The sequence below is a fragment of the Lutimaribacter pacificus genome (assembly GCF_900142185.1).
GTDB lineage: Bacteria > Pseudomonadota > Alphaproteobacteria > Rhodobacterales > Rhodobacteraceae > Lutimaribacter > Lutimaribacter pacificus.
Map to the genome: position 1 here is coordinate 106303 of NZ_FQZZ01000003.1, position 21676 is coordinate 127978.

Annotated in this window: 23 protein-coding genes and 1 tRNA gene; 12 read left to right on the forward strand and 12 right to left on the reverse strand. The window is 67.2% G+C overall.

The genetic code is table 11. The features are described from left to right. Positions 1-14 precede the first annotated feature (14 nt). The 6 genes from plsX to F3H87_RS09345 all read left to right on the forward strand — a co-directional run bounded on the left by plsX (position 15) and on the right by F3H87_RS09345 (position 4524). A complete protein-coding gene (gene plsX, locus F3H87_RS09320) occupies positions 15-1112 on the forward strand; it encodes a phosphate acyltransferase PlsX (protein ID WP_149789210.1) in 1098 nt (365 codons plus the stop codon). After that, positions 1109-2083: a beta-ketoacyl-ACP synthase III gene (locus F3H87_RS09325; protein WP_149789209.1), complete on the forward strand. Its 975-nt coding sequence runs from the start codon at positions 1109-1111 to the stop codon at positions 2081-2083. The genes plsX and F3H87_RS09325 overlap by 4 nt, the downstream gene beginning before the upstream one ends. Before the next feature lie 98 nt (positions 2084-2181). Beyond that, positions 2182-2484, forward strand: a complete 303-nt coding sequence (gene ihfA, locus F3H87_RS09330) for an integration host factor subunit alpha (RefSeq protein ID WP_149789208.1) — start codon at positions 2182-2184, stop codon at positions 2482-2484. Between the two features lie 18 nt (positions 2485-2502). Then, positions 2503-3207: a MerR family transcriptional regulator gene (locus tag F3H87_RS09335; RefSeq protein ID WP_149789207.1), complete on the forward strand. Its 705-nt coding sequence runs from the start codon at positions 2503-2505 to the stop codon at positions 3205-3207. 59 nt (positions 3208-3266) lie between these two features. Then, positions 3267-3343, forward strand: a tRNA-Pro gene (locus F3H87_RS09340). Between the two features lie 104 nt (positions 3344-3447). Continuing rightward, positions 3448-4524 carry a 2'-deoxycytidine 5'-triphosphate deaminase gene (locus F3H87_RS09345; protein WP_149789206.1) on the forward strand — a complete coding sequence of 359 codons (1077 nt, stop codon included), beginning with the start codon at positions 3448-3450 and terminating at the stop codon, positions 4522-4524. A 13-nt stretch (positions 4525-4537) separates the two neighbouring features. On the opposite strand, the gene F3H87_RS09350 is transcribed toward F3H87_RS09345, so the two are convergent. From F3H87_RS09350 to F3H87_RS09380, 8 genes are all read right to left on the reverse strand, one after another. Further along, positions 4538-4753 carry a hypothetical protein gene (locus F3H87_RS09350; RefSeq protein WP_149789205.1) on the reverse strand — a complete coding sequence of 72 codons (216 nt, stop codon included), beginning with the start codon at positions 4751-4753 and terminating at the stop codon, positions 4538-4540. A gap of 93 nt (positions 4754-4846) precedes the next feature. Beyond that, on the reverse strand, positions 4847-5530 hold the full coding sequence (gene scpB, locus F3H87_RS09355) for an SMC-Scp complex subunit ScpB (RefSeq protein WP_149789204.1): 684 nt from the start codon (positions 5528-5530) through the stop codon (positions 4847-4849). Beyond that, on the reverse strand, positions 5523-6326 hold the full coding sequence (locus F3H87_RS09360; RefSeq protein WP_149789203.1) for a segregation and condensation protein A: 804 nt from the start codon (positions 6324-6326) through the stop codon (positions 5523-5525). The genes scpB and F3H87_RS09360 overlap by 8 nt, the downstream gene beginning before the upstream one ends. After that, positions 6319-7329, reverse strand: coding sequence for a beta-N-acetylhexosaminidase (nagZ, locus tag F3H87_RS09365; protein ID WP_223228022.1), 1011 nt, complete (start codon positions 7327-7329; stop codon positions 6319-6321). The genes F3H87_RS09360 and nagZ overlap by 8 nt, the downstream gene beginning before the upstream one ends. After that, positions 7326-8300, reverse strand: a complete 975-nt coding sequence (locus tag F3H87_RS21955) for an SPOR domain-containing protein (protein WP_223228023.1) — start codon at positions 8298-8300, stop codon at positions 7326-7328. Before F3H87_RS21955 ends, nagZ begins: the two co-directional genes overlap by 4 nt. 80 nt (positions 8301-8380) lie before the next feature. Next, positions 8381-10126: an arginine--tRNA ligase gene (gene argS, locus F3H87_RS09370; RefSeq protein ID WP_149789201.1), complete on the reverse strand. Its 1746-nt coding sequence runs from the start codon at positions 10124-10126 to the stop codon at positions 8381-8383. Positions 10127-10191: 65 nt separating this feature from the next. Further along, a complete protein-coding gene (locus F3H87_RS09375) occupies positions 10192-12015 on the reverse strand; it encodes a cation:proton antiporter (RefSeq protein WP_149789305.1) in 1824 nt (607 codons plus the stop codon). Positions 12016-12046: 31 nt separating this feature from the next. Next, positions 12047-13213 (reverse strand): deoxyguanosinetriphosphate triphosphohydrolase, encoded by a 1167-nt coding sequence (locus tag F3H87_RS09380; RefSeq protein ID WP_149789200.1) that lies wholly within the window; start codon positions 13211-13213, stop codon positions 12047-12049. An 80-nt stretch (positions 13214-13293) separates the two neighbouring features. Between F3H87_RS09380 and F3H87_RS09385 the strand changes: the two genes are divergently transcribed. Further along, complete coding sequence (locus F3H87_RS09385) at positions 13294-13617, forward strand: HesB/IscA family protein (protein ID WP_149789199.1); 324 nt, start codon at positions 13294-13296, stop codon at positions 13615-13617. A 7-nt stretch (positions 13618-13624) separates the two neighbouring features. Here the strand turns inward: F3H87_RS09385 and F3H87_RS09390 are convergent, their stop codons facing one another. Both F3H87_RS09390 and F3H87_RS09395 read right to left on the reverse strand, forming a co-directional pair. Then, the gene (locus F3H87_RS09390; protein WP_149789198.1) at positions 13625-14680 is read right to left on the reverse strand and encodes a DUF6902 family protein; all 1056 of its coding nucleotides are present in this window, start codon (positions 14678-14680) and stop codon (positions 13625-13627) included. Between the two features lie 12 nt (positions 14681-14692). Continuing rightward, entirely contained in the window at positions 14693-14890 is a 198-nt protein-coding gene (locus tag F3H87_RS09395; protein WP_149789197.1) for a hypothetical protein, read from the reverse strand. A 157-nt stretch (positions 14891-15047) separates the two neighbouring features. On the opposite strand from F3H87_RS09395, the gene xth reads away from it, so the two are divergent. Next, positions 15048-15854 (forward strand): exodeoxyribonuclease III, encoded by an 807-nt coding sequence (gene xth / locus F3H87_RS09400; RefSeq protein WP_149789196.1) that lies wholly within the window; start codon positions 15048-15050, stop codon positions 15852-15854. Positions 15855-15868: 14 nt separating this feature from the next. On the opposite strand, the gene F3H87_RS09405 is transcribed toward xth, so the two are convergent. Together F3H87_RS09405 and dksA are read right to left on the reverse strand one after the other, a co-directional pair. Next, positions 15869-17035 carry an FAD-dependent monooxygenase gene (locus tag F3H87_RS09405; RefSeq protein WP_149789195.1) on the reverse strand — a complete coding sequence of 389 codons (1167 nt, stop codon included), beginning with the start codon at positions 17033-17035 and terminating at the stop codon, positions 15869-15871. Positions 17036-17108: 73 nt separating this feature from the next. After that, complete coding sequence (gene dksA, locus F3H87_RS09410; RefSeq protein WP_149789194.1) at positions 17109-17531, reverse strand: RNA polymerase-binding protein DksA; 423 nt, start codon at positions 17529-17531, stop codon at positions 17109-17111. A gap of 192 nt (positions 17532-17723) precedes the next feature. On the opposite strand from dksA, the gene F3H87_RS09415 reads away from it, so the two are divergent. The 4 genes from F3H87_RS09415 (at position 17724) to F3H87_RS09425 (ending at position 21667) form a co-directional block, all read left to right on the forward strand. Next, positions 17724-18563 (forward strand): AAA family ATPase, encoded by an 840-nt coding sequence (locus tag F3H87_RS09415; protein WP_149789193.1) that lies wholly within the window; start codon positions 17724-17726, stop codon positions 18561-18563. A 371-nt stretch (positions 18564-18934) separates the two neighbouring features. Continuing rightward, the gene (locus F3H87_RS09420; RefSeq protein ID WP_149789304.1) at positions 18935-20299 is read left to right on the forward strand and encodes a DUF2927 domain-containing protein; all 1365 of its coding nucleotides are present in this window, start codon (positions 18935-18937) and stop codon (positions 20297-20299) included. Positions 20300-20310: 11 nt separating this feature from the next. Then, on the forward strand, positions 20311-20478 hold the full coding sequence (locus F3H87_RS21805) for a hypothetical protein (RefSeq protein WP_188129247.1): 168 nt from the start codon (positions 20311-20313) through the stop codon (positions 20476-20478). Positions 20479-20482: 4 nt separating this feature from the next. Next, a complete protein-coding gene (locus F3H87_RS09425; RefSeq protein ID WP_149789192.1) occupies positions 20483-21667 on the forward strand; it encodes a vWA domain-containing protein in 1185 nt (394 codons plus the stop codon). The last annotated feature ends 9 nt before the right edge of the window (positions 21668-21676 follow it).

Genomic DNA, 21676 nt, shown 5'->3' on the forward strand with positions numbered 1-21676 from the left:
GGGCGATTGTCCGCATGAGTGGCTCTCAGGATCAATCCTCGAACGCTCAGCGACGGATCGTCATTTCTGTTGACGCCATGGGTGGCGACCGGGGGCCGGCGACCGTTGTCGCCGGCATTTCGCGTTCGGCGAAAAAGAATCCCGACATCGCCTTCATCCTGCACGGCCCCAGAGACGAACTGACGCGGCTGGTCGCAAAGCGGCGCGCGCTTGCCGGCCGCTGCGAGATCCGCGATGCCAGCGACGTCGTGCACATGGAGGACAAGCCCAGCCAGGTGATGCGCCATGGCGACGGCACCTCGATGTGGTCGGCGCTGGAATCGGTGCGCAACGGCGAGGCCACGGTCTGCGTGTCCTGCGGCAATACCGGCGCGCTGATGGTGCTGTCGATGCTGCGGCTGAAACGGCTGCCCGGCGTCAACCGCCCCGCCATCGCCGTGCTCTGGCCGTCGCGCAACCCGCAGGGATTCAACGTGATGCTGGACGTGGGCGCCGATATTCGCGCCGACGCGCAGGATCTGCTAAGATACGCGCTGATGGGGTCGTCCTACGCGCGCAACGGGCTGGCGCTGGACCATCCGCGCATCGGCCTGCTGAATGTCGGCACCGAGGAACACAAGGGCCGGGCCGAACTGAAGGCCGCGCATGACCTGATCGCGGCCAATGCCGAAAAGGCGCGGTTCGACTTCGTCGGCTTCGTCGAAGGCGGCGATATCCCCGGCGACCGCTGCGACGTGATCGTGACCGACGGGTTCACCGGCAACATCGCGCTGAAGACCGGGGAAGGCACCGCAAGCCTGATCGGCGACCTGCTGAAAGAGGCGTTCGAATATACGCCCCTGTCGCGCATCGCCGCCCTTCTGGCGCTGACCTCGATGCGGCGCCTGCAAAAACGGATAGACCCGCGCCGGGTGAATGGCGGGGTGTTCCTGGGGCTGAACGGGACGGTGGTGAAATCGCATGGCGCGGCCGATGCCACCGGCGTGTCCGCCGCCGTCAAGCTGGCCTTCCAGCTTGCGCAAAGCGGCTTTTCGGACAAGATCGCCGCACGGCTGGCGGCCGCCACCTCGCAGCTGGAAGACATGAAGACCGAAAAGGACGTGGCAGAATGACGATACGGGCAGTGGTGCGGGGCGTCGGGCATTACCTGCCCGAGCGCGTCGTCGAGAACAGCGAATTCGAAAAGACGCTGGATACCAGCGACGAATGGATTCGCACCCGCTCCGGTATCGAGCGCCGGCATTTCGCCGCCGATGGCGAAACCACCTCGGCCCTGGCGCTCCATGCCGCGCGTGCGGCGCTGGACGATGCCGGGCTGGCCGCCGACGATATCGACGCGATCATCCTCGCCACCTCGACCCCCGACCTGACCTTCCCCTCGGTCGCCACCATGGTGCAGGAGGGGCTGGGCATGACGCGCGGCTTCGGTTTCGACGTGCAGGCCGTCTGCGCCGGATTCATCTTCGCGCTGGCCAACGCCAATGCCCTGATCCTGTCGGGCCAGGCGCAGCGCGTGCTGGTGATCGGGGCCGAGACCTTTTCCCGAATCATGGACTGGACCGACCGGTCGACCTGCGTCCTGTTTGGCGACGGTGCCGGCGCGCTCGTGCTCGAAGCGCAGGAAGGCACCGGGGAAACCTCGGACCGGGGGATTCTGTCCGCCGACCTGAACTCCGACGGCCGATACCGCGACATGCTCTATGTCGATGGCGGCGTGTCCTCGACCGGCGAGGCGGGCAAGCTGCGGATGCAGGGCAACCCGCTGTTCCGGCAGGCGGTGGACAAGCTGACCTCGACCGCCCATGCCGCGCTGGCCAGGGTCGGGCTGAGCGATGGCGACGTGGACTGGATCGTGCCGCACCAGGCCAATATCCGCATCATCCAGGGCACCGCAAAGAAGATGGGCCTGTCGATGGATCGCGTGGTCGTCACGGTGCAGGATCACGGCAACACCTCGGCGGCGTCGATCCCGCTGGCGCTGTCGGTGGGGCGCGAACGCGGCCAGATCAAGGAGGGCGACCTGATCGTCACCGAGGCGATCGGCGGCGGGCTGGCCTGGGGCGCGGTGGTCCTGCGCTGGTAGGCGATTTCCGGCATGTAAACGCCGCTTGCCAAGCCATTGATATTGACTCGGAAATTGCCCTGCCCCTATCATCCCGAAAACCTCAGGGGGATATGTGGATGACCGGGAAAACCTTAACGCGTATGGATCTGAGCGAGGCGATATACCGCGAGGTCGGTCTTTCGCGCAACGATGCCAGTCAGCTGGTGGAAACGGTGCTCGACCACATGTCCGACGCGCTGGTGCGCGGCGAGCAGGTCAAGATCTCTTCCTTCGGCACCTTCTCGGTGCGCGAAAAGGCCGCCCGCATCGGTCGCAACCCCAAGACCGGCGAGGAGGTTCCGATCAATCCCCGCCGGGTGCTGACCTTCCGGCCCTCGCATCTGATGAAGGACCGCGTTGCCGCCGGTAACAAACGGTAAGGAAAGGACAAAAGGGCGATGGCAAAATCCCCTGACGCATTCCGCACCATCAGCGAAGTGGCGGAATGGCTGGACAAGCCCGCCCATGTCCTGCGCTTCTGGGAAAGCAAGTTCACGCAGGTCAAGCCGGTCAAGCGTGCCGGCGGCCGCCGCTATTACCGCCCCGAGGACATGCTGCTTCTGGGTGGCATCAAGAAGCTGCTGCATGACGACGGCATGACCATCAAGGGCGTGCAGAAGATCCTGCGCGAACAGGGCGTGAAACAGGTATCCGCGCTGTCGCAACCGCTGGACGAAATCAGCCAGGCCGCGCAGGATGCCACCACGATCGAGGCCGGGGCCATGGCGCCCGAACCGGCGCCGGCGCCCGAGAGTCAGTCGCCCGAAGCCCCCCCGCAGGACATCGCGGGCGAGGATATCGCCGCGCCGGACCAGCCAGAAACCGCCCTGCCCGCCTTTCTGCACACGCAGCCGGAGCCCGTCCCGCAAGGGGCCGAACCGGGGCCCGCCGAACCGGACACCGCCCCGCCGCCACCGCGCCCCGCGATCATCGAGGTTGCAGAGGTGCCCCCGCCCGACCGGATCGAGGCCGCGCCCGGCATCCTGTCGGCGATCCTGTCGCGCCGCACTCCCCTTGCGGCCCCCGCGCGCGCCAAACTGGCCGGTGCCCGCGACGACCTGGCCCGCCTGCGCACCCGTCTTGCGCAAAACGGAAAAGAGTAGCCAAAGGCGCGAATTTCGCCCTTGCCCCCCGGCGCAAATCCGGTATGTAGGCGCAACGTCGGGCTATAGCGCAGTCTGGTAGCGCGTCCGTCTGGGGGACGGGAGGTCGTAGGTTCGAATCCTGCTAGCCCGACCATCACATACCCACCCCGGACCATCCCCTGAAAACCGCGCGATTTGCCTTGCGTTCCGCGCGATTTTTCCGGCACAACACCCCGGACCATCAGGGGACGGGATGCGATGACCGGGGTTCTTGCCAGCCAGCAGATCGAAGCGTTGTGCGACAGCGGCACCATCGGGATGACCGCGCCGCTGGCCGAGGGGCAGGTGCAGCCCGCCAGCCTCGACCTGCGGTTGGGGACCGTCGCCTATCGCGTGCGCGCCTCGTTCCTGGCCGGCCATGGCCGCCGCGTCGCGGACCGGCTGCAACAGTTCGAAATGCACCGCGTCGATCTGAGCGACGGGGCGGTTCTGGAAAAGGGCTGCGTCTACCTTGTGCCGCTGATGGAATCGCTGGCCCTGCCCGGCGATATCCATGCCGTGGCCAACGCCAAAAGCTCGACCGGGCGGCTGGACCTGCTGACGCGCGTGATCACCGATGGCGGGGTCGAGTTCGACCGCATTCCGGCGGGCTATACCGGCCCGCTCTATGCCGAGATCTGCCCGCGCTCGTTCTCGGTGCTGGTGCGTCCGGGGATGCGGCTGAACCAGATCCGGTTCCGGCAGGGACAGGCGGTGCTGTCGGACGATGAGCTGCGCGCCCTGCACCGCGATCAGCGCCTTGTGGATGGCGAGGCGGTGATACAGGACGGGCTGGGCTTTTCGGTGGACCTGACGCCGGGGCCCGGCGGGCTGGTGGGCTATCGCGCCAAGCCGCATACCGGGGTGATCGACCTGGACCGGATCGGCGCCTACGACCCGGCCGAGTTCTGGGAAAAGGTCATCGCCCATGACGGGCAGATCATCCTAGACCCCGGCGCGTTCTATATCCTCGTCAGCCGCGAGGCGGTGCATATCCCGCCCGATTACGCCGCCGAAATGGCGCCCTATATCGCCATGGTGGGCGAGTTCCGGGTGCATTACGCGGGGTTCTTCGACCCCGGTTTCGGCCATGACGCGGCGGGCGGCGCCGGGTCGCGCGGCGTGCTCGAGGTGCGCTGCCACGAGGCGCCTTTCGTGCTGGAACACGGGCAGGTCGTCGGCCGGCTGGTCTATGAACGGATGTCGCAGGTGCCCGCGCAGGTCTATGGCGCCGGGATCGCCTCGAACTACCAGGGACAGGGGCTGAAGCTGTCCAAGCATTTCCGCGCGGGCTGATCCGCGCAAGCGGTCAGAACTTGCCCATGCGCCGGGTGATCCGCGCGGCCTTGCGCGCGGTGCGGACGGCCTGCTTGCCCTTGCGGGCCTGCGACTGTTCGGCCCCGGTCGTCCGGTCCTGCGGTTTGCCCCCGCCGGACATGCGCGACAAACCGGCATTCATGCCCTTGTTCACGACCCTGCGCAGAAACATGCGGGTGATCATGTTGAAAATCTGATTGGCGTTCATCGCGCCCTCCTGTCCTGCCTGTTTCGCACGATATAGCAGGAAATTGCGCGGATTTCACGGCATCGGCGCAGAATTCGCGTGGCGGCGCCCGCCCTAATCCTCGAACAGCTCGCTCTGACCCTCGGCGGTTTCCTCGCCTGCGTCCTGATCGCCCTCGCCCATCTGCGGCATGGCGCCCGGCGGCGGGCGGTTTTCCAGAAGCCCCGCGGCCCGCAATTCCTTGAGCCCCGGCAGATCGCGCGCCGATTCCAGCCCGAAATGATCGAGAAACTCCTGCGTCACCACGAAAGTGACCGGGCGGCCCGGCGTCATGCGGCGGCGGCCGAACCGAATCCACTCCATCTCAAGCAGCTGGTCCACGGTGCCCCGGCTGACGGCGACGCCGCGAATCTCCTCGATCTCGGCGCGGGTGACGGGCTGGTGATAGGCCACGATCGCCAGCGTTTCGATCGCGGCGCGCGACAGCTTGCGCGTTTCCACGGTTTCTTTCTGCATCAGGAACCCGAGGTCGGGCGCGGTGCGGATCGCCCAGGCATCGCCCACCCGCACCACGTGGATGCCGCGCCCCTCATAGCGTTTGCGCAGGTAGACCAGCGCCTCGGCCGCGTCGCAGCCATGCGGCATCCGGCCATTCAGTTCCTTGACCGTCACAGGCTCGGCGCTGGCGAACAGGATCGCCTCGACCATGCGTTCCTGTTCGCCCATGGGCGGGGCTTCGAACAGGCTTTTCTCGTCGGCCCCGGGCGCGTCCTGCGGCATGTCGGTGTCGTCAGCCATCGCTCTCTCCTCGTCTGCGCAGCTGGATCGGCGCGAATGTGTCGGACTGGCGCAGTTCCACCCGGCCCTCCTTGACCAGTTCCAGCGAGGCCGCAAAGGTCGCCGCCGTGGCCGAGCGCAACCGCACCGGATCGGCCCCCCAGCCATCGGGCAGGTAGACGGAAATATCGGTCCAGGTGCCGGCAAAGCCGATCAGCCCGCGCATCCGGTCCAGCGCCTGTTCCATCGTGAACACGCGGTCACGATCCATCACGAAGGGGCGGAATTCGTCGCGGGTGCGGATGCGGCTGTAGGCCTGCATCAGGTCCAGCAGCGTGGCGGTATAGGTCACGCGTTTCACCCGTTCGACGCTTTCGGGGATGCCGCGCACGAAGAAATCGCGCCCCTTCTGGTCGCGCGCCATCAGGCGGGCCGCGACGTCGCGCATCGCCTGCAACCGTTCCAGCTGGAACGCCAGGTGCGCGGCCAGTTCCTCACCCGAGGGGCCCTCTTCGGTGGGATCGGGGGGCAGCAGCAGCCGCGATTTCAGGAAGGCCAGCCAGGCCGCCATCACAAGGTAATCGGCGGCCAGTTCGATGCGCAGTTGCTTGGCCTTTTCGACGAAGGCCAGGTATTGCTGCGCCAGGTGCAGGATCGAGATCTTGCGCAGGTCCACCTTTTGCGTGCGCCCCAGCGTCAGCAGCAGATCGAGCGGCCCTTCGAACCCGTCGACATCGACGATCAGCGCCTCGGCGGCCAGCCGGGCGGCAACGCTGTCTGTCTCCTGCGTGTCGTCGAAATCGGGATCGTCAGTCATCCGGGCGCCCGTTGAGTAGCGCCTCCAGCTTGGCCGCAAGGGCGGGGATGTCAACCTCGTCCGGTGTTTTGCGGGCGGCCAATGCCCGTTCTGCGCGCGCCTGTGCCGCGTCCGACATGGGCCCGGCGGCATCGGCCACCGCGCGGCGTTCGTCCAGCGTGCCGTTGCAATGCAGGATCACGTCGCAGCCGGCCTCAAGCGCCGCGCGGCTGAGAGCCGGCAGCGGGCCCGACAGCGCCTTCATCGAGATATCGTCGGTCATGATCAGCCCGTCAAAGCCGATCTCGTCGCGGATCAGCCCCATCACGCGGGGCGACAGCGTGGCGGGCCTGTCGTCCAGCGCGGCATAGACCAGATGCGCGGTCATGCCCATCGGCAGGTCGTTCAGCGCCCTGAAGGGCGCGAAATCGCTGGCGCGCAGCGTGTCAGGATCGTCGGCCACCACCGGCAGGTCGAAATGGCTGTCCACAACCGCGCGGCCATGGCCGGGGATGTGTTTCAGCACCGGCAGCACACCGCCCGCCAGCATCCCCCCGGCCACCGCGCGGCCGATGCGGGCGACGGCGGCGGCATCGAAGCCGTAGCAGCGGTTTTGCAGGAAGGCATGGGTCGCGCCGGTGGCCACGTCGACCATCGGGGCACAATTGCTGTCCACCCCCAGCGCGCGCAGCTCGTCCGCGATGATGCGATAACGCAGGTACATCGCCTTTTCGGCATGATCGCCCGCGCGGCGGACATGCTCCAGCGGCGGCAGCCATTCGCGCCAGCGCGGGCCGCGCAGGCGCTGCACGCGCCCGCCCTCCTGGTCGATGGTTATGGGGGCATCGCGGCCCACCGCCTCGCGCATGTCGGCGCAGAGCGCGCGCACCTGTTCGGGCGTGTCGATATTGCGCGCGAACAGGATGAAGCCAAAGGGGTTGGCGTCGGCGAAAAACCGTTTCTCTTCCGGCGTCAGGCGCAGCCCCCCGGCATCGAGGATGGTCGCCCCGAAACGGGTGGTCACCGTGTCACCACCGGGATGCAATCGGCCTTTTCGCTGACGAAGGCCGCGCAGAACCGGCGCGCGTCGGCCAGATCGTCGAAGCCCATGGCGCGCAGCCGGTAGAAGGTGCGCCCGCCCGATTGCGCGCGCTCGATCACCCGGTCCTTGCCTTCCATGTAGTCGCCGAAGCGCAGTTCCAGCCGGTCCCATTCACGGCGGGCAATATCCTCGCTGTCATAGGCGCCAAGCTGCGCCAGCCGGGTGCCCGCGGGAATGGCGGCGGGGTCGATATCGCGCATACCGGCCGCGGCTGCCACGGCCGCCGCGACGGCGGCGGGATCGACGCTGGCCACGCGCTGCCCCAGCCCGGCCGGGCGCGTCTGCGGGCGCAGCGAGCGGGCAAGGCCCGTGGTCGGGCGGGCGATCTCGATCTCTTCGGCCTCTTCGGTGTCGGCGGTCGCCACCGTGCCGGCCCCGGCATCCGCATCGGCATCCGCGTCGAGCGGCTCGGCCCCGGCGGTCAGTTGCGCCACAAGGTCGTCCACATCCGTCACCGCGGCGGGTTGCAGCGGTGCCCCTGCCACGGGCTCATCCGCCTCGGCGGCGGATTGCGGGGCGGGGTCGGGCGTGGCGGCAGCGGCCAGTTGCGCCGCCGGCGTATCCTCGTCGGTCAGGTCCACGGGGCGCGGTGCCAGGACCAGCCGGTCGGCGGGGTCCCCGGCGGTGCCGACAGCGGCAACCTGGTTGACCGCAAGGCCCTGATGCGCGGCCGGGCGCCCGCCGGGATCGTCGGGCTGCACGCGCATCGGCCCCTGGGCCGCACGCACCACCGGCACACCGCTGACATCCCGCACCAGGAGCTTGTATCCCCAGACCGCCACGCCAACCAGCAACGCCACGGAAATCACCGCGCCGATCCAGTTGGCCACCGTTCCTACAGGGGTTCCCGGCACAGGCTGCCCGCCCTGCGCGTCCAGGTGAATATCCGCCATGTCTCGCCTCGCTGCCGCCGGCGATACGTTGCCGCCGGGGTTTCTTGCTGCCTCAATCCAACCCGGCGGCGGTGCGATTTTTACCGCATCTCTTCCGCCGGTTCGACGCCAAGAATACCAAGACCGGCGGAAATGACAACGGCGACGGCCCGCGCAAGGGCAATTTTCGCCTGCGATGTGGCCGCATCGCCCTCTTGCAGGAAGCGAAGGGTGGTATCTTCGTTGCCCCGGTTCCACAAAGTATGGAATTCGCTGGCCAGCTCGTAAAGGAAGAACGCGACGCGGTGCGGCTCGTTCGCGCGGGCGGCGATTTCCACAAGGCGCGGCCATTCGGCCAGCTTTTTCATCACCGCCTGCTCAGCCTCGTCATCCAGTTTCGTGAAATCCGCGGCGCGCAGCGTGGCGTCGTCGGCGGCGATCCCGGCCTCGGCCGCCTTGCGCAGCACCGAGCGCACCCGCGCATGGGCGTATTGCACGTAGAAGACCGGGTTGTCCTTGGATTGCTCCAGCACCTTGTCGAAATCGAAATCCAGCGGCGCGTCGTTCTTGCGCGTCAGCATGTGGAACCGCGTGACGCCCGGCCCCACCTGATCGACCACGTCGCGCAGGGTCACGAAATTGCCCGCGCGCTTCGACATCTTGAAGGGCTCGCCGTTCTTCCACAGCTTGACCAGCTGCGTCAGCTTGATGTCGAGCGGCACCCTGCCGTCCGACAGCGCGGAAACGGCGGCCTTCATCCGCTTGACGTAACCGCCGTGATCGGCGCCGAACACGTCGATCAGCAGGTCGAACCCGCGTTCCACCTTGTCATAGTGATAGGCGATGTCGGGGGCGAAATAGGTCCAGCTTCCGTCCGATTTCATGATCGGGCGGTCCACGTCGTCGCCGTGTTCGGTGGATTTGAACAGCGTCTGTTCGCGCGGCTCCCAATCCTCGGGGGTCTTGCCCTTGGGCGGCTCCAGCACGCCGCGATAGATCAGGCCCTTGGCGCGCAATGCCTCGATCGCGGCCTCGATCCGGCCGGTGCCGTAAAGCGATTTCTCGCTGAAGAAATGATCCATCTCGACGCCCAGCGCCTTCAGGTCCTGGCGGATCAGGTCCATCATCGCCGCGGTGGCGAAGTCGCGCACCTCGGCCAGCCACACATCCTCGGGCTGGCCGACATAGGCGTCGCCCACCTTGTCCTTAAGCGCCTGACCCACCGGGATCAGGTAGTCGCCGGGATAGGTGCCGTCCTCGAACGCGACCTTCCGGCCATGCGCCTCAAGATAGCGCAGGTAGACCGAGCGCGCCAGGACATCGACCTGCGCGCCGCCATCGTTGATGTAATATTCGCGCGTCACCGCGTAGCCCGCGTAATCCAGCAGGCTGGCCAGCGCATCGCCGAACACCGCGCCGCGCGTGTGGCCCACATGCAGCGGTCCGGTGGGGTTGGCCGAGACGTATTCCACGTTGACCCGCTTGCCCTGCCCCAGGTCCGAGCGGCCGAAATTCACGCCATCGTCCAGCACGCGGGCGACCACGCCCTGCCAGACCGGGGGCGCCAGCCGCAGGTTCAGGAAACCGGGGCCCGCCACCTCGGCGCTGGCGATACGGTCGTCGGCGCGCAGGTGCCCGGCCAGCGCCTCGGCGATGTCGCGGGGTTTCCTTTGCGCGGGCTTGGCCAGCACCATCGCGGCATTGGTGGCCATGTCGCCATGCGCGGCATCGCGCGGCGGCTCGACCGCGACATTGGCGGTATCCAGCCCCTCGGGCAGTTCGCCCGCCGCGGCCATCGCGGCCAGGCTGTCGATCACAAGCCCACGGATATCGGTAAAGAGGTTCATGCGCACCATCCTTTCGCTTGGCCGCGGGTTTACCAGCAATCGCGCCCGCGTCAATCGTCAGGCGCTCATGCCCCCTGGGGAACCGGCTGGCGATCCTTCTTCGCGGGCGAAAAATGCAGGATGCGCAGCCCTTCGGCGTTGCCGATACCGTCGTCGTCGCCGGGAAACCGCAGCGTGCCGCGCGGGCCGATGGTGGCGATCAGCCGTGCCTCGGGCCGGTCGGCGCGCCATTTGTCGACGCCGTATTCCTCGGTCAGGCCGGTCACGCGAAACTCCCACCCCTGCGCGAAAAGCTGCGCCATCTCACGATGCGTGGCGCATTGCGCAAAGGGCCGCCCGCCCAGCGTGGCGGGCAGCGCGTGGCGCGCGGTATCCGCGCCCTCGCGCTTGATCTGCAGCACGTTCTCGCGCCCGAATTCCGGGGCGAGGTCGGTTGTGACCAGCGTGTTGTAGGCGTCGTTGTCCGACAGCGCGACCACCGTCGCATACTGGGCCAGCTCGACGCTGTGCTCGGCCGACTCCGACAGGATATCGCCGTAAAAGGTGGGCAGGCCCAGTTCGCGCGCGCCGCGCAGGCGCAGGTGGTTGGCGTCGCTGATCAGCACCGGCACCTCGGCGCGGTGGAACGCCTCGGCCAGCGCGGTGGCCCAGCCCGAGCCGCCGACCAGCAGCACGCCGGGCCGCCCCTTGGCCGCCACCCCCAGGAAACGCGCCATCGGCGCCAGCGTAAAGCCATGCAGCACCACCGTGACCGTCACCAGCACGAAGGCCAGCGGCGCGACCAGTTCGGCATCGGCGATGCCGATCTGTTGCAGCCGTTCCCCGAACAGCCCCGCCACCGCCACCAGCACCACCCCGCGCGGGCCGGTAAAGGCGATCAACGCCCGTTCGCGCCATGGCAGATCGGTGCCCAGCAGCGACACGAACACCGTCAGCGGCCGCGCCACCAGCACCACCAGCGCCACGAACAAAGCCGCCCGCCATGTCAGCGCCCCCAGCGTTTCCAGGTCGAGCGAGGCGGTCAGCAGGATGAACACGCCCGAGACCAGCAGCACGGTGGCGTGCTCCTTGAACCGGCGCAGTTCCGTAAAGGACGGCAGGTCGGAATTGGCGACCCAGATACCCATCACCGTCACCGCCAGCAGCCCGCTTTCGTGCAATACCGCGTCGGACAGCGCGAAGGCCGCCAGAACGCTGACGAACAGCAGCGGCACCTTGATGTATTCCGGCACCCAGCCGCGGCGAAAGCTCTGCACCAGCAGCGCGCCCGCCGCCGCGCCGACGATCAGCGCCACCGCGATGCCCACGCCCAGGTGCAGCGCCGCCTCGGCCCCGTCGGCCGAGGTATAGATCACCTGCACCACCGAGAACGCCAGCACAGCGGCCAGCGCGCCGATCGGGTCGTTGACGATCGCCTCCCATTGCAGCAGTTGCGCGGGCCGGCGCGACAGCCGCGCGCCGCGCAACAGCGGCGCGATCACCGTGGGGCCGGTCACGATCATGATGCCGCCGAACACGGCCGCCGTTTCCCAGCCCAGCCCGGCGCCGTAATGCAGCGCCAGCGCCGACAGAAGCCAACCCAGCGGCGCACCGATCACCACCAGCCGCAGGACACCGCGCGCGGCATCGCGCAGGCTGCTGAAGCTCAGCGTCAGGCCGCCCTCGAACAGGATGATCGCCACCGCGATGGCGATCATCGGCGTGGTCAGCGGGCCGATGTCGCGGGCCGGATCGAACAGGCCCAGAACCGGCCCGACGACGAAACCGGCGGCCAGCATCAGCACGATGGCGGGAATGTTCATCCGCCAGGCCCAAAGCTGGGCGCCGACGCCCAGAACGCCCACCAGTGCGATCGCCGTCACCGGCGCCAGCGCCGCACCCTCTGCCATCATGGCCATGTCCTTGCCCCCCTGTCCCTTGTCACACGCCCTGCCCGCCGACCGCCACGGTCCGGCCGGTCAGGCGGTGGTAATCCTGCAGCGCGAACCTGTCGGTCATGCCGGATATGTAATCGCTGACGATCCGCGCCAGCCCGGTTTCGCCCTCCGCGCGCGCCACGTCCTTTTGCCATGCGGCGGGCAGCAGCGAGGTGTCGGCCATGTAGATCGGGAACAGGTCGCGGATCACCTGCGTGACCTGCGCGCGCATCTCGACCACCGAGGGCGCGCGGTACATGCGGGCGAACAGGAAGCTGCGTATCTGCTTGAGATCGGTCCAGACCCCGGGCGAAAACTGCACCATCATCCGCCCCGCGGCGCGGATATCGCGCACGTCCCCTGCCCCGCTTTCGGTCAGATTCGCGCGGCTGACCGCGATCACGTCGCTGACCAGCACGCCGAAGAACCGGCGCAGCGCCTCGTGCCGCAGGCGCTGCGGCTCCAGCCCGGGATGGGCGGCGTCGACCTCGGCGAAGCAGCCGCGCAGGATCGGCAATTCGCGCAGCTCGTCCATCGTGAACAGCCTGGCCCGCAGCCCGTCATGCAGGTCGTGGTTGTTATAGGCGATGTCGTCGGACAGCGCCGCCACCTGCGCCTCGGCGCTGGCATGGGTGTGAAGCTCAAGGTCGAAACCCGCATTGCATTCGGCCAGCGCCCAGGGGATCGCGCCGGTGACCGGGCCGTTATGCTTGGCGATGCCTTCCAGCGTTTCCCATGTCAGGTTCAGCCCGTCCCATCCGGCATAGTGGCGTTCCAGCGCGGTGACGATGCGGATCGCCTGCGCGTTGTGATCGAACCCGCCATAGGGCGCCATGAGTTCGGCCAGCGCGTCCTCGCCGGTATGGCCGAAGGGCGTGTGGCCCAGGTCATGCGCCAGCGCCACCGCCTCGGTCAGTTCCAGGTTCAGCGCCAGCGCGCCCGCGATGGTGCGCGCCACCTGCGCCACCTCGATCGAATGGGTCAGGCGGGTGCGGAAATAATCGCCCTCGTGTTCGACGAAAACCTGCGTCTTGTGCTTGAGCCGTCGAAAGGCGCTGGAATGGATGATCCGGTCGCGGTCGCGCTGGAAACACGAGCGAAAGGCGCTTTCCTCTTCCGGGAAAAGCCGCCCGCGCGAGGCCTGCGGGTCGGATGCATAGGGCGCGATCATGATCTGCCGGTCCTTGTCGCCTGATCCTTCGCCCCATATATTTGAATGCACAAGGAAACGAAACACCGGGAATTTTCAGGATGCAGCTTCCCCCCTCCGTGACCGAACGCGCCTTTGACCGCCTTTCCGAGATCGGCGCCGGCGGACAGGGCCAGGCCCTGCGCGTGGCCGTCGAAGGCGGCGGGTGCTCGGGCTTTCAATACGACATCCGCCTCGACACCCCGGCCGAAGACGACCTCGTGCTGGAAGGCAAGGGCGAAAAGGTGGTGGTCGACAGCGTGTCGCTGCCGTTCCTTGCCGGTGCCGTGATAGATTTCAGCGAAGAGCTGATCGGCGCGCGTTTCGTGATCGAGAACCCCAACGCTGCCTCGTCCTGCGGCTGCGGCGTATCCTTCTCGATCTGACGAACGGTCAGGGGCCGCCTGCCCCGCCCGCCCTTGCGAACAGGGCAAAGAACTCTTCGAACAGGTCGCCGGATGCCTCGGCCAGCCGCAGCGTGGCCTGCCCGTCGGGCGCGATCCGCGGCAACAGATGCGGGCGCATTCGTGCCCAGCCGGACCGGCGCGCATCGCCCATCCCGTGCAGGTCCTGCGACAGGCTGCGCAGCGGCCCGTCAGCGGGCGCCATGTGAAAGCTGATCGCCCCGGGCGGATAGCGGCCCGCAAACAGCGGCTGGCCCGACACCCCCTGCAGCCATTCCGCCATCAGCCAGTCGTGGTAGCTGTCCGGCAGGCTGGCCTGTGCGCCACCGGCGATCCGCACCGCGCGCAGCCGTCCCGCCACCATCGCCTGCCAGCCGCGCGGCGGCGCAGCGCCGGCGAAACGCAGCGCGATGCAGGTTTCGGCCAGCAGGTCGGCATTGTGGTCCAGCAGCGCGACAAGCCCGGTGAAGTGCAGCGATTTCAATACGTTGTCATCCAGCCCCGGATCGCGCCGGCCGTATTCCGACAGGTAGAATACGATATGGGTCAGCTCGTAGGCGGCCTTGCGGTTGGGGATGGCAAAGGTTTCGGGCCGCCCGGCAAAGGCCCGCAGGCGGTCGTCCAGCCCCGGATCGCCCACCGCGCCGCCCAGGCCGCGCCGCGCCAGCAGCCGCCGCGCCTCGGCCCGCTGCAGGTCGGACAGTTCCGCCGCAAAGGGCCGGGTGCGCGCAACCTCGGCGGCCAGCGCCCCGGCCCCGGTGCCGGGCAGGCCCATATCCTCAAGATCCAGCGCGATCGACAGCAGGAACCGGTAATAATGCGGAAAGAACCGCAACCGTTCGGGCAGCGCCGCCGCGATGGCGGCATAGGGGGCCAACAGACCGGCATCGCCCTGCCCCGTCGTTTCCAGCACGTTCAGAAGCTCGGCATTTTCCTTGAGCCAGAACACGTCGTCGGGATCGCGCCGCGCATTGGCAACGGCGGCGACCAGCGCCGCCCCGGCACGCTTGCGCGGGCGGGCGGAAAGGGCGATTACCTCGGCCATGCGCCTGCCGGTTCAGGCACCGGACGGGGCAAGGGGCGTGCCGTCCTCCGCCGCCACCGCCCCCGAGGAAAACAGGCCCGCCGCTGCACCGTCATGCATGTCGCCCGCCAGCGCCGCGCCCGGGAAAAGCATCGCGGCCCCGCACCCGTCATGCAGGCTGGTTTCGGCCGGATGCACCGGGATCGGCGCGTGTTTCGGAACGGCTGCCATGGCAAATTCTCCTTAAGGTTGCTTTCGCGCAACCAAATACACTTTTGATTGTCCGTCAACCGATTCCCACAACCCGTGCGGCATTTCCGCGACCGCACCCTTGCAGCCGCCCCGCCCCTGCGCGATAGACTGGTCCCCGGTCAGCAGAGGGCAGGACATGAAGATCGCCACGTTCAACATCAACGGCATCAAGGCCCGGCACCAGGCGCTGTGCGACTGGCTGGACGAGGCGCAGCCGGATATCGCCATCCTGCAGGAAATCAAGTCGGTGGACGAGGCGTTTCCGCGCGAGTTGTTCGAGGATCGCGGCTATCAGGTCGAAACCCATGGGCAGAAAAGCTTCAACGGGGTGGCGATCCTGTCGAAACTGCCGCTTGAGGATATCAGCCGCGGCCTGCCGGGCGACGATGGCGACGAACAGGCCCGCTATATCGAGGCGACGGTGGTGGGCCGGCAGGCGATCCGCCTCTGCGGGCTGTATCTGCCCAACGGCAACCCGGTCGAGCTGGACGATGCGGGCCGGCCCGTCGCGGGCGGCAAGTTCGCCTATAAACTGGCGTGGATGGAACGGCTGAAAGCCCGCGCGCAGGCGCTGCTGGACGAGGAAACGCCGTTCCTGATGGCGGGCGATTACAACATCATTCCACAGGCCGAAGACGCCAAAAGCCCCGAGAAATGGCGCGATGACGCGCTGTTCCGCCCCGAAAGCCGCGCCGCCTTTCGCCGCATCGTCAACCTGGGCCTGACCGAGGCGTTCCGCGCCCGCGTGCAGGCACCGGGGCATTATTCGTTCTGGGATTACCAGGGCGGCGCATGGAACCGCGACGAGGGCATCCGCATCGACCATTTCCTGCTCAGCCCGCAGGTGGCCGACATGATGACCGACTGCCAGATCGACCGCGACATTCGCGGGCGGGAAAAACCGTCGGATCACGTGCCGGTCTGGATCACGCTGGACAACTAGCGGCCGCGCGCGCCCTATGCCTTGGTGATGTCGTACTCGTAAAGCCAGTCGAACTGGTGCAGCATCCGGTCGGGCATCAGCGCCCCCCCCAGCCGCAGCGCGCCATGGGCCGCAAGGCGCAGCGGCGCGGACCGCAGGTGATATTTCCGCGCATTGCCGCTGGCGGCGTCGATGACGCGGCGCACCCGGCCCGCGCGCAGGCGCTGATAGGCGGCCAGCCCGTCGGCAAGGTCGGCCCCCGCCGCCAGCGACCGCACGAGCCCCCAGGCATCCTCGAGCGCCATGCACGCCCCCTGCGCCAGGAACGGCAGGGTCGGATGCGCCGCGTCGCCCAGCAGCGCGCGGGTGCCGTCGTGCCAGCGTTTCGCAACCGGATGGCGGAACAGTCCCCATTGACGCACGGTATCGACCCGCTCCAGCAGCGCGCGGGTGTCGGGCCCGAAATCGGCGAAGGCCGCGCGCAGGTTCTCCGGGTCGTCCTCCTGTGTCCAGCTTTCGGCGATCCAGTCGCGCTGTTCGCGCACGGCGACAAGGTTCAGCAGGCTGCCGTCGCGCAGCGGATAGCTGACCACGTGCCGGCCCGGCCCCATATGCACCTGCACCTGCGGGCCGCGCCCCTCGGTATTGGGCACCACCGCGCGCCAGGCCACCTGCCCGGTAAAGAACGGCGCCACGGTCCCGTTGAGCGCGCCGCGCAGCACCGAATGCAGCCCGTCGGCCCCGATCACCAGGTCCGCCTCGCGCGTGTCGCCGGTTTGCAGGGTGACGCGCGGCGGCGTGCCGGCCCCCACCCCGCTTGCCTGTTGCAGCAGCCGGATCCTGACCCCGGCGGCGCGGGCGCCTTCGGCCAGCAGTTCGATGATATCGGCGCGGTGGACGAAATAGTAATCCCGCCGGGCAAGCCGCCGCAGGTCCAGCCGCAGCACCTCGCCGCCGCGGTAGTCGCGCAGGCTGATCGCCTCGCCCCGCACCGACCGCGCCCTGAGCGCGGCATCCAGCCCCAGCGCGCGCAGAACGGCGAATCCGTTCGGGCTGACCTGGATGCCCGCGCCCACCTCGGCGATCTCGGGCGCCTGTTCCAGAACGGTGACCTGCGCGCCATGCAGCGCCAGCGCGCGGGAAACGGCCAGCCCGCCGATTCCGCCCCCGATCACCACGATGTTCAGTTGTCCGATATCCATGATCCGCCTTGTGTGACGAAAAACGCCGGAGCGAAAGCCCCGGCGTTCAAGGATTTTCCCACCTCGCGCGCGGTCAGTCGTCGCGGTGGACCTTTTCCCGGCGCTCGTGGCGTTCCTGCGCCTCGAGGCTCATCGTGGCGATGGGGCGCGCGTCCAGCCGTTTCAGGCTGATCGGCTCGCCCGTCACTTCACAATAGCCGTATTCGCCCTCTTCGATCCGGCGCAGCGCCGCGTCGATCTTGGCGACCAGCTTGCGCTGGCGGTCGCGGGTGCGCAGTTCGATCGCGCGGTCGGTTTCCTCGCTTGCGCGGTCCGCGATATCTGGAATGTTCCGGGTACTTTCCTGCAGGCCCTCGATCGTGTCGCGACTTTCCTCAAGCAACTCGGTCTTCCAGGCCACGAGCTTGCGCCGGAAATACTCCAGCTGGCGCTCGTTCATGAATGGTTCATCCTCCGCCGGTCGATAATCGTCGGGAAGAAAGACTTCTGCCTTCATATCCGCTCCCTCATCAAGGCCAACAGCAGTCAGGTGTTCCTGTGGCATATGGCACCCCCTTGGCGCAGGCAGATACACCCCCCTTTCATGATTGTCACTACCCGAATGCGCGATTGGCACGCCCCGCATTGCCCGTGCCGGGCGTTCGGGCTAGGTTGCCGCGAAATATGCGCAACAAGGGATTGATGATCCATGAAATTCCAGGGCACAGACGCCTATGTCGCCACCGAGGACCTGACCGTCGCGGTCAATGCCGCCGTCACGCTGGAACGCCCGCTGCTGGTCAAGGGCGAGCCCGGCACCGGCAAGACCGAACTGGCCCGCCAGGTCGCCGGTGCGCTTGGGCTGCGGATGATCGAGTGGAACATCAAATCCACCACCAAGGCGCAGCAGGGCCTTTACGAATACGACGCGGTCAGCCGGCTGCGCGACAGCCAGCTCGGCGACGAGCGCGTGCATGACGTGCGCAACTATATCCGCAAGGGCAAGCTGTGGGAGGCGTTCGAAGCCCCCGAGAAGGTGGTGCTGCTGATCGACGAGATCGACAAGGCCGATATCGAGTTTCCCAACGACCTGCTGCAGGAACTCGACAAGATGGAGTTCTATGTCTACGAGACCGGCGAAACGATCCGCGCGCAGAACCGCCCCATCGTCATCATCACCTCGAACAACGAAAAGGAACTGCCCGACGCCTTCCTGCGGCGCTGTTTCTTTCACTACATCCGCTTTCCCGATGCCGACACGATGAGACAGATCGTCGAGGTGCACCACCCCGGCATCAAGGAGGCGTTGCTGACCACCGCGCTGACCCAGTTCTACGAGGTGCGCGACATGGCCGGGCTGAAGAAGAAACCCTCGACCTCGGAGGTGCTGGACTGGCTCAAGCTGCTGCTGGCCGAGGACCTGAGCCCCGAGGATCTCAAACGCGACGGGCCCAACGCCCTGCCCAAACTGCACGGCGCGCTTCTGAAGAACGAACAGGATGTTCACCTGTTCGAACGGCTGGCCTTCATGGCGCGGCGCGGGGGCTGACACCGGCCCGTCGGCGGATGGGCGCATTTTCGCCACAATCAGGGGGAAAAACCCGATTTTCGCTGGTTTTGCCCCCTGTTTCGGCCGCGCCGGACCGGGGCTTCAGGCGAAAAACACCGCTCAATCCATTGTTTCAAAACGATTTTCGAAACACCGGGCCGCGGATTCGCGCGAAAAGCGAGGCGCCACATTTATGCCCCAATTCACCCTTAAGACCGACAACAAGAGGGGCAAAAGTCCCCTCAACTGAATAAGAATTCGAGGCAGAAAATGACCGGGACAGCTCCGGGCCCCTTTATGGGCCTTGATACCCCTGCGCCATTCATCCGTGCAAAACCTTTCCTTCCCTGCGGGAAAAGGGGCGTTCGATGATGCGGCTTGTCCTGTTGCCTGTCTGCCTGGTGCTGGGCGCCTGCATGCCCGGCGGCCCGAGCGAAACCGCCACACGCGCCGCGCAATATACCGAAAGCGCCCTGCCCCCGATGAAGACCTTTTCGGCACCGCGCCCGACGCCGCCGGTGCAGTCGAACGCGGACGTGGCGCGCGATTTCCTCGACCTCGCCTTCATGCTGGAATCGGGCCGCCGCCTGCCCTATTTCTCGCGCTTCGAGGGGCCGATCTCGGTGCGCGTGACGGGCTCGCCGCCGGCGCATCTGGGGCTCGACCTCAACCGCCTGCTGGCCCGGCTGCGCAACGAGGCCGGGATCGACATCCGGCAGACCACCGGCGCCGAGGCCAATATCACCATCCAGGCCGTGCCGCGCGCCGATATCCGGCGCAACCTGCCGCAGGCCGCCTGTTTCGTGGTGCCCAACATCACGCGGCTCAGCGAATACCGCAAGGCGCGGCGCAGCACGCGCACCGACTGGGGCCGGCTGCGGCTGCGCGAGAAGCTGGCGATCTTCCTGCCCTCGGACGCCTCGCCGCAAGAGGTGCGCGATTGCCTGCACGAGGAACTGGCCCAGGCGCTGGGGCCGCTCAACGACCTGTATCGCCTGCCGGACAGCGTGTTCAACGACGACAACGTGCACACGGTCCTGACCGGGTACGACATGATGATCCTGCGCATCTACTACGCGCCGGAACTGCGCGCCGGCATGTCCCGCAACGAGGTGGCCGAACGCCTGCCCGCCATCCTGGCGCGGATCAACCCGGCGGGGCAGAACATATCGCCGCGCCACGCGGGATCGACGCCGCGCGCCTGGGTCCTGGCGATCCAGACGGCACTTGGCCCCGGCGCGGGCCCGGTGGAGCGCCGCCGCGCCGCGGCCGAGGCGCTGGATATCGCGCGCACGATGGGCTGGGCGGATCACCGCATGGCGTTTTCGCATTACGCGATGGGCCGGCTCAGCCAGCGGGTCAACGATGGCGTTGCGCAAGAGCATTTCCTGGCCGCCGATCACTATTACGCGCTTGTGCCCCGCACCGGGCTGCACCGCGCCTACGTGGCCTCGCAACTGGCGGCCTATGCGCTGGCGCAGGGCCGCGGGCAGGATGCGCTGACGCTGGTGACCGGGCACCTGAACACCGCCGCGCAACACGAGAACGCCGCCCTTCTGGCAACGCTTCTGATGCTGCGCGCCGAGGCGCTGGATTTGCTGGGCCGCAGCGCCGAGGCCAGCCGCGTCAGGGTGGACAGTCTGGGTTGGGCACGTTACGGATTCGGCGCGGATTGGGCGGTGCGCGCCAAGCTGCGCGAGGTTGCCGCGCTCAATCCCGGTAAAGGACGCAGCTGAGGCTTGAAGACATGATCGTACTGGCGGGGGCGCTGATCGGCGCGGCCTTCGGGGCATTTCTGGCGAAGCGCCGCAAGGGCAAGGCGCTGGACATCGCGCAATACGCCGCGGCCTACGCGATTTTGTTCATGATTCTGGGCCTTTTCGTCACGTTGTTCGTCCACCGCGCATCGTTGTGATCCCATGTTCCTGCCGTTCTTCGAAAATCTGCGAAAAGGCGGCGTTCCGGTCACGGTGCGGGAATACCTCGCCTTCCTGGAGGCGATGAAGACCGGCCTCGTCACCTATGATGTCGAGGGGTTCTATTACCTCGCCCGCACCGCGATGGTGAAGGACGAGCGTAACCTCGACAAGTTCGACCGCGCCTTCGCCGCCACCTTCAAGGGGCTTGAGGATGTCCAGCTTGGCGACGTTCTGAACGCCGTCGACATCCCCGCCGACTGGCTGGAAAAGCTGGCCGAAAAGCACCTGTCCGAGGAAGAAAAGGCCGAGATCGAGGCGCTTGGCGGCTTCGACAAGCTGATGGAGACGCTGAAAGAGCGGCTCAGGGAACAGCAGGGCCGCCACCAGGGCGGCAACAAGTGGATCGGCACCGCCGGCACCTCGCCCTTCGGCGCGCATGGCTACAACCCCGAGGGCGTGCGCATCGGGCAGGAAAAATCCCGCCACCAGCGCGCGGTCAAGGTCTGGGACAAGCGCGAGTTCAGGAACCTCGACGACAGCGTCGAGCTTGGCACCCGCAACATCAAGGTGGCGCTGAAACGCCTGCGCCGCTGGGCCCGCGACGGCGCCCATGACGAGCTGGACCTTGACGGCACGATCCGCGCCACCGCCGAGCACGGATATCTCGACGTGAAAACCCGGCCCGAGCGGCGCAATGCCGTGAAGGTGCTGCTGTTTCTCGACGTGGGCGGCAGCATGGACCCGCATATCAAGGTGGTCGAGGAACTGTTCAGCGCCGCGCGCGCCGAGTTCAAGCACCTGGAATATTACTATTTCCACAATTGCCTCTACGAAGGCGTCTGGCGCGACAACCGCCGCCGCTGGGACCGGCAGACGCCGACATGGGACGTGCTGCACACCTACGGCCCTGATTACAAATGCATCTTCGTGGGCGACGCCAGCATGTCGCCCTATGAAATCGCCTATCCCGGCGGAGCAAACGAACACTGGAACGCCGAGGCCGGGCAGGTCTGGCTGCAACGCGCGCGCGACCAGTGGCCCGATCATATGTGGATCAACCCGGTGCCCGAGAAATACTGGGGCTACACCCATTCCATCGGCATGATCCGCGAGTTGTTCGAGGATCGCATGGTCCCGATGACGCTGGCCGGGATCGAACAGGGTATGAAGGACCTGACGCGCTGAGTGCGCCGC